Annotated in this window: 16 protein-coding genes; 3 read left to right on the top strand and 13 right to left on the bottom strand. The window is 73.4% G+C overall.

Annotation, left to right across the window (positions count from 1 at the left end; genetic code table 11):
• Window positions 1-2 precede the first annotated feature (2 nt).
• The 9 genes from rnc to NE234_RS01950 all read right to left on the bottom strand — a co-directional run bounded on the left by rnc (window position 3) and on the right by NE234_RS01950 (window position 8420).
• Window positions 3-716: a ribonuclease III gene (rnc, locus tag NE234_RS01990; protein WP_252776288.1), complete on the bottom strand. Its 714-nt coding sequence runs from the start codon at window positions 714-716 to the stop codon at window positions 3-5.
• A 179-nt stretch (window positions 717-895) separates the two neighbouring features.
• Window positions 896-1072, bottom strand: coding sequence for a 50S ribosomal protein L32 (gene rpmF / locus NE234_RS01985; RefSeq protein ID WP_252776286.1), 177 nt, complete (start codon window positions 1070-1072; stop codon window positions 896-898).
• Between the two features lies 1 nt (window position 1073).
• Window positions 1074-1658, bottom strand: a complete 585-nt coding sequence (locus tag NE234_RS01980; RefSeq protein ID WP_252776283.1) for a YceD family protein — start codon at window positions 1656-1658, stop codon at window positions 1074-1076.
• 112 nt (window positions 1659-1770) lie between these two features.
• Window positions 1771-2250 (bottom strand): pantetheine-phosphate adenylyltransferase, encoded by a 480-nt coding sequence (gene coaD / locus NE234_RS01975; protein ID WP_252776281.1) that lies wholly within the window; start codon window positions 2248-2250, stop codon window positions 1771-1773.
• A gap of 28 nt (window positions 2251-2278) precedes the next feature.
• Entirely contained in the window at window positions 2279-2845 is a 567-nt protein-coding gene (rsmD, locus tag NE234_RS01970) for a 16S rRNA (guanine(966)-N(2))-methyltransferase RsmD (RefSeq protein WP_252776279.1), read from the bottom strand.
• A 34-nt stretch (window positions 2846-2879) separates the two neighbouring features.
• A complete protein-coding gene (locus NE234_RS01965; RefSeq protein ID WP_252776278.1) occupies window positions 2880-3458 on the bottom strand; it encodes a hypothetical protein in 579 nt (192 codons plus the stop codon).
• 64 nt (window positions 3459-3522) lie between these two features.
• Window positions 3523-4152, bottom strand: coding sequence for a HEAT repeat domain-containing protein (locus NE234_RS01960; RefSeq protein ID WP_252776276.1), 630 nt, complete (start codon window positions 4150-4152; stop codon window positions 3523-3525).
• A 282-nt stretch (window positions 4153-4434) separates the two neighbouring features.
• A complete protein-coding gene (recG, locus tag NE234_RS01955) occupies window positions 4435-6648 on the bottom strand; it encodes an ATP-dependent DNA helicase RecG (RefSeq protein WP_252776274.1) in 2214 nt (737 codons plus the stop codon).
• A gap of 95 nt (window positions 6649-6743) precedes the next feature.
• A complete protein-coding gene (locus tag NE234_RS01950; protein WP_252776272.1) occupies window positions 6744-8420 on the bottom strand; it encodes a DAK2 domain-containing protein in 1677 nt (558 codons plus the stop codon).
• Window positions 8421-8608: 188 nt separating this feature from the next.
• Here NE234_RS01950 and rpmB point away from each other — a divergent pair, with 188 nt between their 5' ends.
• Both rpmB and NE234_RS01940 read left to right on the top strand, forming a co-directional pair.
• Entirely contained in the window at window positions 8609-8806 is a 198-nt protein-coding gene (rpmB, locus tag NE234_RS01945) for a 50S ribosomal protein L28 (RefSeq protein ID WP_252776270.1), read from the top strand.
• A gap of 238 nt (window positions 8807-9044) precedes the next feature.
• A complete protein-coding gene (locus NE234_RS01940; RefSeq protein ID WP_252776268.1) occupies window positions 9045-9536 on the top strand; it encodes a metallophosphoesterase family protein in 492 nt (163 codons plus the stop codon).
• A 78-nt stretch (window positions 9537-9614) separates the two neighbouring features.
• On the opposite strand, the gene NE234_RS01935 is transcribed toward NE234_RS01940, so the two are convergent.
• A complete protein-coding gene (locus NE234_RS01935; protein ID WP_252776267.1) occupies window positions 9615-9812 on the bottom strand; it encodes a hypothetical protein in 198 nt (65 codons plus the stop codon).
• Window positions 9813-10307: 495 nt separating this feature from the next.
• Between NE234_RS01935 and NE234_RS01930 the strand changes: the two genes are divergently transcribed.
• Window positions 10308-10622: a hypothetical protein gene (locus NE234_RS01930; protein WP_252776266.1), complete on the top strand. Its 315-nt coding sequence runs from the start codon at window positions 10308-10310 to the stop codon at window positions 10620-10622.
• 74 nt (window positions 10623-10696) lie between these two features.
• Here the strand turns inward: NE234_RS01930 and thiD are convergent, their stop codons facing one another.
• From thiD to NE234_RS01915, 3 genes are all read right to left on the bottom strand, one after another.
• Window positions 10697-11509: a bifunctional hydroxymethylpyrimidine kinase/phosphomethylpyrimidine kinase gene (gene thiD, locus NE234_RS01925; protein WP_252776264.1), complete on the bottom strand. Its 813-nt coding sequence runs from the start codon at window positions 11507-11509 to the stop codon at window positions 10697-10699.
• 10 nt (window positions 11510-11519) lie between these two features.
• Window positions 11520-12047: a cellulose binding domain-containing protein gene (locus tag NE234_RS01920; RefSeq protein ID WP_252776262.1), complete on the bottom strand. Its 528-nt coding sequence runs from the start codon at window positions 12045-12047 to the stop codon at window positions 11520-11522.
• Between the two features lie 174 nt (window positions 12048-12221).
• Window positions 12222-13136 carry a thiamine-phosphate kinase gene (locus NE234_RS01915; RefSeq protein ID WP_308206834.1) on the bottom strand — a complete coding sequence of 305 codons (915 nt, stop codon included), beginning with the start codon at window positions 13134-13136 and terminating at the stop codon, window positions 12222-12224.
• Window positions 13137-13198 lie beyond the last annotated feature (62 nt).

Here is a 13198-nt window from a genome sequence, read left to right as displayed (position 1 = left end):
CGTCAGTCCTGCGTGCCGGAGGACTCGCGGATGGCCCGCCAGGCGGCCTCGGCCGCCTGCTGCTCGGCCTCCTTCTTGCTGCGCCCCTCGCCGCGGCCGTACTCCGTGCCGCCGACGACGACCGCCGCGCGGAACGTCTTCTGGTGGTCCGGGCCGCTCTCCTCCACGTGGTACTCGGGCACCCCGAGCTCCTCCGTGGCGGTCAGCTCCTGCAGGGACGTCTTCCAGTCCAGGCCCGCGCCCAGGCTGGCCGAGCGGGTGATGAGCGGGTCGAACAGCCGGTGGACCAGCTCGGCGGCCGCCTTCAGGCCCGAGTCGAGGTAGACGGCCCCGATCAGCGCCTCGAGGGTGTCGGCCAGGATCGAGGACTTGTCGCGGCCCCCGGTGCCCTCCTCGCCGCGGCCGAGCCGGATGTAGGCGCCCAGGCCGAGCGTGCGTGCCACGCCGGCCAGCGCCCGCATGTTCACCACCGCGGCCCGCAGCTTGGCCAGCTGGCCCTCGGGCAGGTCGGGATGGTTGCGGAAGAGGGTGTCGGTGACGATCAGGCCGAGCACCGAGTCGCCGAGGAACTCCAGCCGTTCGTTGGTCGGCAGGCCGCCGTTCTCGTAGGCGAAGGAGCGGTGCGTGAGGGCGCGTTCGAGGAGCGCCGGGTCCGGGCTCACGCCCAGGGCCTCCACCAGCGGGCCTCGGTCGGACGCCGAATTGTCGGTCTTCATGCTGCGGCCCCCATGACGAGGACCATGGCGGGCGGGAAACTCACGGTGCTTCCTCCGAGGAAGGTTCCGCGAGAACGAGGCGCACGCCGGATGTCTCCGGCGTCCGCCACGGCCTCGGGCGAGTCTTCATCGCGAGACGAGCCGGGGGCGGCGGCTGAGCCGCCCCCGCGGAACGTCACTCAGGCCACGTCGACGACCTGGCGGCGGTTGTAGGTGCCGCAGGTCGGGCACGCGGTGTGCGGCAGCTTCTCGTCGCGGCACTGCGGGCAGCGCACGAGCGTCGGCGCCTGGGTCTTCCACTGCGAGCGACGGTGCCGCGTGTTGCTGCGCGACTTCTTACGCTTAGGTACGGCCACGTCAGCCCTCCTGGTCTTCTTGTCGTTGATCCAACATGCCCTGCAATGCCGCCCACCGGGGGTCGACGGCCTCGTGGTGGTGGTCCGGCTCGGCGTCGGCCAGCCGCACCCCGCACTCCGAGCACAGGCCGGGACAGTCGTCCTGGCACAGCGGGGACAGCGGCAGTGCGAGCACCATCGCGTCCCGGACCACCGGCTCGAGATCGATGAGATCTCCCTCGAGACGGCGCTCGTCCTCCCCCGCGCTCTCGCCGGAGCGAGTGTCGGAGTAGACGTAGAGCTCCTGGAAGTCCACCTCGATCGACGAGGTGACCGGCTCCAGGCAGCGCGCGCACTCTCCCGTGAGAGGTGCCCGCGCCGTGCCCGAGACGAGCACGCCCTCCATCACCGCCTCGAGCCGGAAGTCCAGCTCGATATCGGCGCCCTCGGGGACACCGACCATCTCGACGCCGAGATCCGCCGGAGCCGGCACGGTCCTGGAATCCTCGCGCATCGATCCCGGTCTGCGGCCCAGCGTGGTCGTGTCGATCACGAACGGGGCTCGGGGATCGATGCGGGTCAGGTGTTTCCTGCTTCCGTGAGGCATGGCGCAATCACCGCCGTCGTACAAGGTCGATTGGCAAGGTTACCAACGTGCGGGCGTTCTCCCAACTCGGAGGTCCCTGGAGGCCCGGGGGACCGGGCGGCTCCGCACGCGTTCAGGACTCGGAGAACCGCCGGATGAGGCGCTGCTGGACCGGCTCGGGCACCAGCCCGGAGACGTCCCCGCCGTACTGCGCGATCTCCTTGACCAGGCTGGAGGACAGGAAGGAGTACAGCGGGTTGGTGGCCATGAACATCGTCTCGACCCCGGCCAGCTGGTGGTTCATCTGGGCGATCTGCAGCTCGTAGTCGAAGTCGCTGACCGCCCGCAGACCGCGCACGATGACGGGGATGTCCCGCTCGCGGCAGAAGTCGACGGTGAGCCCGTGGAACTTCTCCACGACCACGTTGCCGTACTGCTTCGTCACCTCGGCGATCATCTCGACGCGTTCGTCGACGGTGAAGAGGCTCTTCTTGGAGATGTTGATGAGGACCGCGACGACGACCTCGTCGTACAGCCGCGACGCCCGGCTGATGATGTCGAGGTGGCCATTGGTGACGGGGTCGTACGAGCCCGGACAGACAACACGGCGCACGAGGTGAGCACCCTTCGCTGAGGAGCCGTCAGTGACCTGCGGCGTGACCGTACCAAAGCGTCCCTTCCCCGTAGCGACGGGCCCTGCTCTCCTCGTACCCGGACGGCCAGCGCACCGGCTCGTCGCGGGTCGCGCGCTCGACCGCCACCAGGGCGTCCGGGGCCAGCCAGCCGTTGTCGCGCAGGTCCTCCAGCATCCGGGTGACCGCCTCGCCGGTCACGGCGTACGGCGGGTCCGCGAAGACGAGGTCGTACGGCTCCGGGGGCGGCTGCCGCAGCACCCGCTCGACGCGGTCGGTCACCAGTTCGGCGCCGGGCAGGCCGAGGGCGGCGATGTTCGCCTTGATCACTTTGGCCGCGCGCGGCGCCGACTCGACGAGCAGGACGTGGGCCGCGCCACGCGACAGCGCCTCCAGCCCCACCGCTCCGGACCCGGCGAACAGGTCGGCCGCCCGCAGCCCGGCGAGGTCGCCGAGCAGCGAGTGGACGGTGGCGAACAGCCCCTCGCGGGCGCGGTCACTGGTCGGCCGGGTGTCGCGGCCGGAGGGGACGGAGATGCGCCGCCCGCCGGCCGTTCCTGCGATGAGTCGGGTCACTCCCCCAGTCTGCCCATCGCCCGGAGGGCGCGGCTCAGTGGTCGAGGGCGACGGTTCCCCCGCTGAGGCGGTCGACGACCGCGCCCAGGTCCCGGGTGCCGATCAGCGCGCCGCGCAGCGCGTACGCGACCGCCGCGCCCTCGAAGCGTTCGGCCGTCCGCCGCAGCCGCTCGGCCCGGCCGGGATCTCCGTGCGTCAGGTCCTCCGTGTCGGCGACGTCCACCAGGAGGTACGGCCGGGCGCCCTTCTCCGCGACCCGCAGCCGCGTGACCCGGTCCCAGGGGACGAACACGTCGTAGCCGCGCCGGGCGAACACCCGCAGCCGTACGCCCTCGGCCGTGAAGACGGGCGGAGTGCGCAGCAGCCGGAACTCCGCGCGGGCGAGGAACGCCATCCCGACCGCGGAGGCGAGCAGGCCCAGCCCGAGGGCCGGAAAGATCACGAAGACGGCGCCGGCCGCGGCCTCCTCCGAGATCCGTCGCATCGCGACCAGGAGGTATCCCACGAGGGCGAGCACGAAGAGGGCGCCGACGCCCGAGACTGCGGCCAGGACGGCGATCAGGTAGGCGGGCGCGGCGGCGACGGGGACCGGAAAGTCGCGCTTCTGCTCCACTGCGGGAGAGTAACCACAGACGGAAGATCGCGGCCACGACCCGCACGGCGCGTCGTGCGCGCGGTCAAGGACGGTAGGGCGGGGCGGCCAGGGCCCAGCGGGCCTCGGCGCGGATGCCCGGGTCCGCGTCCTTCAGCGCGGCCGTCAGGGCCGCCCGTGCGTAGTGGCGGTCGGACGCCCACGGGGCCAGCGCCCGTACGGCCGCCAGGCGGACGGCGACGACCTCGTCCTCGTCCTCGAGCACGCTGCTCAGCGGGCCGATCGCGGCCCGGGGGCCGAGTGACCCGAGGGCGGCGACCGCGCGTTCGCGGATGCGCCAGGACGGGTCGGCCAGGGCGATCTCGGCGAGCTCGGCGGCGGCCCTCAGCAGGAGGAACCCGCGGATGGTCTCGGCGCGGCCGGGGTCCTCGCGGCGCAGGGCGCCGGCGTAGATCTCCCAGGCGGCGGCCCGCATGGCGCGCACCAGCTCCGCCGCGACCGCGCGCACGTAGGAGTCGGCGCCGGTGTCGGCGGCCTGGACGAGGGCCCGCACGCCCTCCTCGCCGACCAGCACCTCCTGCTCGTCGATGAGGGCGCCGGCCGCGGCCCGGCGGACGCGGGCGTCCCGGTCGCCGAGCGCACGGGCGAGGGTGTTGCCGGCCTGTTGCTCCGCGCGCAGCGCGGGCGAGTGCACCGGCAGGTCGATGACGGTCATGTGATCCTCCGGAGAGTCGTCTGACGGGCGCCGGGACGCGTCGGAGGACACGGCCTACCGTGCGCGCGGCGCGGCCGCGGCGGGCGCGGCCCGGTGATGGGGGCTCAGCTCGGGGGACACAGGGCGCTGGCCTGTCGCCGCAGGTCGACGTGGAGCCGCACGATCAACGGAGCTCTCCGGTACACGCTTCCAGCCTGAACCGCACTCCCTAGTTTGTCAACCGAGATAGTAGGAATATTGTCCGCCCGCGAATTCACGGGTCTGCCCGCGAGCCGGCGCGCCTCAGGTCTTCTCGAGGTACTCGGCGCGCTCCTCGTCGATCAGGGCCGCCAGCTCCGCCGCGAGGGCCGGGTGGTCCACCAGTTCCGGGTCCTGGTCGACGAGGGCCGCGGCCTCGGTGCGCGCCGCCTTGATGATCTCTTCGTCCCGCAGCAGGGTCAGCAGCCGGAGGCTGGAGCGCCGCCCGGACTGGCTCGAGCCCAGGACGTCGCCCTCCCGGCGCTGCTCGAGGTCGAGCCGGGACAGCTCGAACCCGTCGAGGGTGGAGGCGACCGCGTCGAGGCGCTCGCGGGCCTTGGAGCCCTCGTCCGCGTCCGTGACGAGCAGGCACAGCCCGGCGTGCCTGCCGCGACCGACCCGGCCGCGCAGCTGGTGCAGCTGCGAGACGCCGAACCGGTCGGCGTCCAGGATCACCATCACCGTGGAGTTGGGCACGTCGACGCCGACCTCGATGACCGTCGTGGCGACGAGGACGTCGACCTCCCCGGCGGCGAACCGCCGCATGACGGCGTCCTTGTCGTCCGGGTGCAGGCGGCCGTGCAGGACCCCGATCCGCAGGTCCTTCAGCGGTCCCCCGGAGAGCTTCGGGGCGACGTCGAGCACGGCCAGGGGCGGCCGGCGGGCCTCCTGCTCCTGCTCCTGCTCCTGATCCTGGCCCTGCTCCCCTGCGATCACGTCGCCCTCGTCGCCCTCCGCCTCGCCGATGCGGGGACAGACGACGTACGCCTGCCGTCCCTGGGCGGCCTCCTCGCGGATGCGCTCCCAGGCGCGGTTCCAGTACGCCCGGTTGGCCGTGGGGACGACATGGGTCGCGATCGGGGACCGCCCGGCGGGCAGCTGGGTGAGCGACGAGGTGTCCAGGTCGCCGTACACGGTCATGGCGACGGTCCGCGGGATCGGCGTCGCGGTCATGACGAGGACGTGCGGACGGCCTCCGGCCGCCTTCTCCCGCAGCGCGTCGCGCTGTTCGACGCCGAACCGGTGCTGCTCGTCGATCACGACGAGCCCCAGGTCGGCGAACTGGACGTGCTCCTGGAGCAGCGCGTGGGTGCCGACGACGATGCCGGCCGCGCCCGACGCGGCGTCGAGCAGGCCCTCACGCCGCGCCTTCGCCCCCTGGGAGCCGGTCAGCAGGGCGACACGGGTGCCGTGCTCGGCCCCGCCGAGCCGGCCCGCCTCGGCGAGCGGGCCGAGCATGGTCACGATCGACCGGTGATGCTGCTGGGCCAGGACCTCGGTGGGCGCGAGCAGCGCGGCCTGCCCGCCGGCGTCGACGACCTGCAGCATCGCCCGCAGGCCGACGATCGTCTTGCCCGCGCCGACGTCGCCCTGCAGCAGGCGGTGCATGGGGTGCTCGCGGGCCAGGTCGGCGGCGATCTCCTCCCCCACGGCCCGCTGGCCCTCCGTCAGGTCGAACGGCAGCCGCCCGTCGAACTCGGCGAGCAGCCCGTCCGGTCGCGGCGGCCGCGGCGTCGCCCGCAGGGCGGAGGCGTCCCGCCGCCGCCGGGCGAGGGCGGTCTGCAGGACGAACGCCTCGTCCCACTTCAGCCGCCTGCGCGCGCGGCCGGCCTCGGCCATGTCCGCGGGCCGGTGGATGCCGCGGTAGGCCTCGGCGAGCCCGACCAGCCGGTGCCGCCGGCGTACGGCCTCCGGCAGGGAGTCGGGACCCATGTCGACGGTGTCGAGGGCCATCCGGACGCAGTCGCCGATCTGCCACGACGTCAGGCCCTTGGTGGCCGGGTAGACGGGGATCAGCTCCTCGGCGAACTCCCGCGCCGCGTCGGCGCCCTCACGGGAGTCGACCGCCTTGTACTCCGGGTGGACGAGCTGCCGCTTGATGCCGTTGCCGCTCCGGTAGAAGGAGACCTTTCCGGCGAACAGGCCGCGCGTGCCCGGAGGCAGCTCCCGCTCGGGGACGCGCGCCCCGGTGCCGAAGAAGGTGAGGGTCAGCCGCCCGCGGCCGTCCGTCACGACCACCTCGAGGAGGTAGCCGGGACGCCTGGTGATCTTGCGGCCCTGGACCTTCTCGACCTCCGCCATGACCGTGACGTACTCGCCCTCGGCCAGGCCGACCAGGTCCGTCAGCTCACCCCGCTGGGCATAGCGGCGCGGATAGTGGCGGAGCAGGTCGCCGGCCGTGTGCAGGTCCAGCGCGGCCAGCTTCTTGGCCGCCTTGGGACCCACCACTTTCACCAGCGGCGCGTCGAGAGTCGTCACGGATCACTCCTCTTACCAGCCCGGCTCCCTCTGTTCTACCGGCTCGGCGGGACAGGGCGGCGCGCACCCGCCCCGGTGGCGGTCCCCGTCCGCGCCTACTCGACGCCGATGAGGAGGAGATGGCGGTCCTGCCCGCCGTGGTAGACGGCGACCTCGACGTCGGGCCGTACGGCGTGCAGACGCTCGCGCACCCGGTCGGCGAGATCGCCCGGAGCGCCGTCGCCGGCGATCAGCGTGACCAGCTCGCTCCCGGGGGACAGCATGCGGTCGAGGACGCCCGCCGCCAGGGCGGAGGCGTCCGCGCCGATGAGCGCGACGTCACCGTCCACGAGGCCGAGGACGTCGCCGGGCCGGCACATCCCGGCGCTCGTCACCGCCTCGCTCCGTGCGGTCTCCAGCCGGCCGGACCGCGTCGCGCCCGCGGCGCGCGTCATGGCGATCACGTCGTCCTCGAAGCGGCGCAGCGGGTCGTGGACCGCGAGCGCCGCCAGGCTCTGCACCGACGCCGTCGCCGGAACGACCGCCGCGTGCACGCCGTCCTCCCGCGCCCGGCGGGCGGCGGCCTCGGCGACGGCCAGCACCGTGCCGTCGTCCGGCAGCACGACGACCTCGCTCCCGGCCTCGACGATCGCCTCGGTCAGCTCGGCCAGGCCGGGCACGCCCCCGGAGGCACGGCGCACGGCACGGGCGCCGTGCTCCTCCAGCAGCGCGGCGAGCCCGTCCCCGGCGGTCACGGCGACGACGCCCCGGCCGGTACGCCGGGCGGGGCGGTCCTCCGCCGCGTCGAGGTAGGTCACCCGGATCCGGTACGGGCGGCCGGCGCGCAGACCGGCCTCGACGGCCGCGCCGGCGTCGTCGGTGTGCACGTGGACGTTCCACAGCCCGTCGCCGCCGACCACGACGAGGGAGTCGCCGAGCGCGTCGAGTTCCCCGCGCAGCTTCGCCACCGCGCCGTCACCGGCCTCCAGGAGGTACATCACCTCGTACGCGCCGCCCTCGGCGGTCCGCGGCACGGCCTCCGGCGGCTGCCGGCTGCGGCGCGGAACGTCGTACGTCTCGGGGTAGTCACCGCTGACCACGGCGGCGAGCGTCTCCAGGACGACGCACAGCCCGGCCGCGCCCGCGTCGACCACGCCGTTGCGCGCCAGCACGTCGAGATGGTCCGGAGTCCGCCGCAGCGCGGCCCGGGCCCGCTGCGCCGCCGTCCACGCGGCACCACCGGGATCGGTGCCGGGATCGACCGAGGGCGAGGGCGGGGCCGCCGCCGAAGCAGCGCCATCGGGATCGACTGAGGGCGGGGCCGCCGCCGCCCACGTGGTGCCACCGCGACCGGTGGCGGGCGGGGCCGAGGGGGAGACCGCCTCCGCCGCCTCGCGCAGGACGCTGAGCATCGTGCCCTCGACCGGATGGGCCACGGCGCGGTACGCGAGGTCGGCGGCGTTCCGCAGGGCCGCGTCCAGGCCGCCGCCCGCGCCCAGAACGTCGGCCATGCCGCGCAGCATCTGGCTGAGGATCACTCCGGAGTTGCCGCGGGCGCCCACGAGCGCTCCCTCGGCGAGGGTCCGCCAGGCGATCGCGGCGTCCGCGTCCCCGGGCAGGCCGTCGAGGCGCTCCGCCGCCGCGAGGAGCGTGAGGTGGAGGTTGGTCCCGGTGTCGCCGTCGGGCACCGGGAAGACGTTGAGCGCGTCGATCCCCGCGCGCGTACGGCCCAGCGCGTCCGCCGCCAACCGGCACCAGCGTCGCACCGCCGCGGCGTCGAGAACCTCGCCCACGCCACCTCCCAGACGGACAACTCTAGACTTTCGGCGTCTTCGCGGGAGGACGGGCCGCGTATGCGGGCTGGTCGATTCGCGTCTGCGGGCGAGTGTCGGCTAGTCTTGAGCTCTGGGTCCCGTCGGGGACCCTTTTGACGAGCGCCCGAACTCCGGGCTTCCCTTCCAAACACTTTGGAGCGCATCCCATGGCTTCTGTCTGCGAAATCTGCGGCAAGGGGCCGGGGTTCGGCATGCGCGTCTCTCACTCGCACCGCCGCACCCCGCGCCGCTGGAACCCGAACATCCAGCGGGTGCGAGCGGTCGTCGGCCGCACCACCAAGCGGATCAACGTCTGCACGTCGTGCATCAAGGCCGGTAAGGTGACCCGGCCCGTCGCACGCTGACACCCCCTCCGAGCGCCGCATAGGCGCCCACAAGCCGTGCTCTCACCGGGCACGCGTCGACGGCCGGTCCGTTCCACACACGGACCGGCCGTCGGCATGTCGCGGGCGGCCTCCGGCCCCTGACGCCACCGCTCCCGTACGCCTCGGCCCCGGAGGTCACCTCCGCCTCCCGCCGTACGCGACGCGTCCGGCGGGTGAGAGCGGTGTGCAGCGGTCGCTTCCGGGCATCATGCGCCCCATGAGAGTCGTGGCGCTCGCCGACACCCACGCCCCCCGGCGATGGCGGGGCTGCCCGCCCGCGGTGGCCGCGCACCTCCGGGACGCCGACCTCATCCTGCACGCCGGGGACGTCTGCGTGCCCTCCGTGCTCGACGAACTCGCCGCCTACGCCCCCGTACGCGCCGTGCGCGGCAACAACGACGGCGCGGACGTCGCGGCATGGGGGGCTCCGGAGGTCCTGGAGCTGGAACTGGCCGGGCTTGGGGTGGGGATGATCCACGACAGTGGCCCGGCCAAGGGCCGGCTCCGCCGGATGCGGCGTCGCTTCCCGGAGGCGCGGCTCGTCGTCTTCGGCCACTCGCACATTCCGCTGGACGAGTCCGGTGAGGGGCTGCGCATCTTCAATCCCGGTTCTCCGACCGACCGCCGGCGTCAGCCGCACGGCACGATCGGCCTGCTCGACATCGACGAGGGCCGCCTCCTCGACGCGAGGATCGTCCCGGTGACCTGATCAGGCCGGGACCGGCGCGCGTACCCCGGGCGGGGCGGCGCCGGCACGGCCGGCCACGGCGCGGTTCGCCGCGGCGGCTCACCACAGGGCGCCGCCGGATCCCCAGGTGTCCCAGCAGTCCCCCCAGTTGTCACAGCCGTCTCCGCCGTGGCCGGCGGCGACATCGTGCGAAACGGTCGTAGGTGAGGGCGCTCCGGCCGTGCCGCCGGCGAACGCCATGGCTCCGGCGAAGGCCAGTGCCGCCAGGACCACCGCCGGCTTCTTCGCTCCGCGCATCGAGGACACCCCCTCTCGCCCAACGTGACGCCGTGCCTTTCGTCCGGCGGCGCTCGGGCGGACCCGGGCCGGGCGCTCAGACGATTGTCGCTTTTATGTGGTCGTCTCTGAGTTCAACTGCACAACGTTCGCTTGTGGGAATCAACCGGCGGAAGCTCCCCGCGACGCTATTTGACCCATATCGGGGGCGTTGCGCGGCCCCCTTTGGGCACGATCTCCACCGCCTTTACGTACTGCGGCGAGCGAGCGAAGCTCCTGGCCCCACCGGGCCGGGACGGGCCTGTGGACCGGTCCGGCGGCCATCGGAACCGCGGCCGCTCAAGCCCGCGCTGCGCTTTCGCCAAGCGAAGGTGAAATCCGAATCTTTGAGCATTTATGGGTTGATGTGGGGCGTGATCCGAGGTCGGCTGGAGTGTGGATAGCGCCACATATCGGTTAATTGCCGAGAGCGTGCGCAACCGCCCTGTCCGTCGATCAAGCAAAGAGGTGTCCTTGATGAGGAACAGGAAGCGGATGGCCCTCGCCATCTCGGGAGCGGCCTTCGCCGGAGCAACGGCTCTGGCTCTCGGGGCGGCCCCGGCCGCCGGCGCGCAGACCGTGACCGCAGCACCGCATCACACGGTCGCAGCCACACCGCACCACGTCACCACCGGCCACGTCGCCGGCCAGATCCGTGGCGACGGATGGGGTTGGGGCTTCTCCAGCGGATGGGGCTACCCCGGCTGGGGTCCTCCGACCGGTTGGGGCTACCCCGGCGGCTGGGGCTATCCCACTGCGTGGGGCCCCAGCGGTTTCGGCTGCGGCTGCTGATCACCCGTCACCTCGCCGAGATCGAGGCCGGGAAGAACCGGGGTTCCGCGTGACACGCGGAACCCCCTCATTCGTCAGGAGCGCGCGACCGGCCCGGCGCGGTGGAACTCCCACCCGTGGTCGACCGGCCCGATGCCCCCGCCCAGCGGGAAGCCGTGCTCGATGGCGCCGGTGACGTACTCCTTCGCCCGGCCGACCGCGGTCACGACGTCCTCGCCGTGCGCCAGGTAGGAGGCGATGGCCGACGCGAGCGTGCATCCGGTGCCGTGCGTGTGCAAGTTGTCGAGCCGCCGTCCGGGGAAGCGGTGCTCCTCCGTGCCGTCGAACAGCAGGTCGACCGGGGCGCCGGGGAGGTGACCGCCCTTGATCAGCACCCACTGCGGGCCGAGCTCCTTGACCGCCTCGGCGGCCCGGCGCATGCCGTCCTCGTCCTCGACCGTGACGCCGGTGAGCTGCTCGACCTCCCAGAGGTTGGGGGTGACGACGGTCGCCAGCGGGAGCAGCGCGGAGCGGACCGCGCCGACCGCGTCCGGCGCCAGCAGCGCGTCGCCGTGCTTGGAGACCCCCACCGGGTCGACCACGAGCGGAACGTCGACGCCCGCCAGCGCCTCGGCGACGGTCTCCACGAGCACGGAGGAGGCGAGCATGCCGGTCTTGATCGCCTGCGCCCCGATGTCGGACAGGACCGAGTCGAGCTGGGCGCGTACGGCCTCGGGAGGAAGCTCCCAGTAGCCCTGGACGCCGAGGGAGTTCTGCGCGGTGACGGCGGCGATCACGCTCATTCCGTGCACGCCGAGGGCGAGCATCGTCTTCAGGTCGGCCTGGATGCCCGCGCCGCCTCCTGAGTCGGAGCCGGCGATCGTCAGGACCCGGGGCGGTGTCGTCATGCCGATAACTCTACGGTCGGCAGGAACTCCCGTTGAGGGTGCAGCCGGACGGCGCCGTTCCGGTCCCGGTGGCGGTGAACCGCACGGTCACCGACCGGCCCGCGGCGATCGCGGGCCGAGCGGCGGGATTGCGGACGATCAGCACCGTCCCGGTGCGGACGGCGGTGCCCCCGGTGACGGCGGTGATCCGGGCGTGGGCGTACCTCAGGACGAGCGTCCAGCCCCGGACCGCGGTGGCGCCCTGGTTCACGATCCTCGCCTCGCCCTGGAAGCCGCGCGCCGACGCGGAGGTGGTCCGGACCGTGACGGCGACGCCGGAGCGGGCCGCGCCACGGCTGACCCGGCCGCTCTGGGAGGCGTCGTTCCGTGCGGTGCGCCGGCCGGAGGAGTGCTCCGGCCCGCCGGAGACCGTCACGATCGGCGACGCGCCGCCCGACGGCGTGCCGCCCGCGAAGTTCAGTGAAATCTGCTGCGTGCTGACGGCGGAGACGATCGCACCGATCGCCAGGACACCGGCGACCGTCGGCAGGAGCGGCACCTTGCCGAGCCTCCGGTTCCGGCCTGGGCGGTCAACCTCCGGAACCGCTCGCGGGCCGTCCTCCGGCTTCCTGGTGTGTCGTCCCATCCCGTCCCTCTCCGGTCTCGGGATGTATACCAAAAGCACACGACCCATGCCTACCAGACCGCCGATGCGAACTGCGACAACTCACCGCTAGGTCAGGCGGAAATGGTCCCATCCCCCGGCACCGTAAGCCCGTCCGTCCACGACGACCCCGGCGGGTCCCTCGACCACCCTCCCGATTGTGCGCCATTCGGCGGGCAACGGCAGCCGCTTCGGAAAGGTCGCCGCGAACGCGTGGTCGTCACCGCCCGTGAGGGCCAGCCGCAGCCCGTCCGGCACGGGCGGCACCGGCACGGCCGCCGCGTCGATCTCGATCCGCACCCCGGACGCCTCCGCGATGTGCCCGAGGTCCTGGACGAGGCCGTCGCTGACGTCGAGCATCGCCGTCGCCCCGAGCTCACGGGCGCCCAGCGCGATGGCGTAGGGCGGCCGGGGGCGCCGGTGCGCGTCGATGAGGTCGGCCGGCTCCCGCCGTCCCTCCGACAGCAGTTCCACGCCCGCGGCGGCGTACCCGAGCCGGCCGGCCACCGCGACGACGTCGCCGGGCCGGGCGCCGGACCGGGTTATCGCCGGGCCGTCCAGGGCGCCGAGCGCGGTGACGCCGAGCACCACCGTCTCGGCGCGCACGACGTCGCCTCCGGCGACGGACGCGCCGGCCTGCGCGCACTCGTCCCGCAGCCCGTCGCACAGCGCGTCGACCCAGTCGACCGCCGTGTCCGGCGGAGCCCCGAACCCGATGAGCAGGGCGGTCGGCCGGGCTCCCATCGCCACGACGTCCGCGAGGTTCTGCGCGGCGGCCTTGCGCCCGATGTCGTACGGCGGGGACCAGTCGCGGCGGAAGTGCCGGCCTTCGACGAGCAGGTCCGTCGTCGCGACGACACGTCCGCCGGGCGCGCGCACGACGGCGGCGTCGTCTCCGGGCCCGAGTTCCACTTCGGGCCCCTGGCCCAGACGTCCGGTGATTCGAGCGATCAGCCCGAACTCGCCGAGTTCCCCGATGCTGATGACCCACCTCCGATCAAGACACGGTACGGTTGCGGCTGATGGCCGTTTTAAGGGAGGACGTG

The organism is Actinoallomurus rhizosphaericola, assembly GCF_024055675.1.
Classification (GTDB): Bacteria; Actinomycetota; Actinomycetes; order Streptosporangiales; family Streptosporangiaceae; genus Actinoallomurus; species Actinoallomurus soli.
Note: the sequence above shows the minus strand (reverse complement) of the source record. Positions and strands in the feature narration are given on the sequence as shown.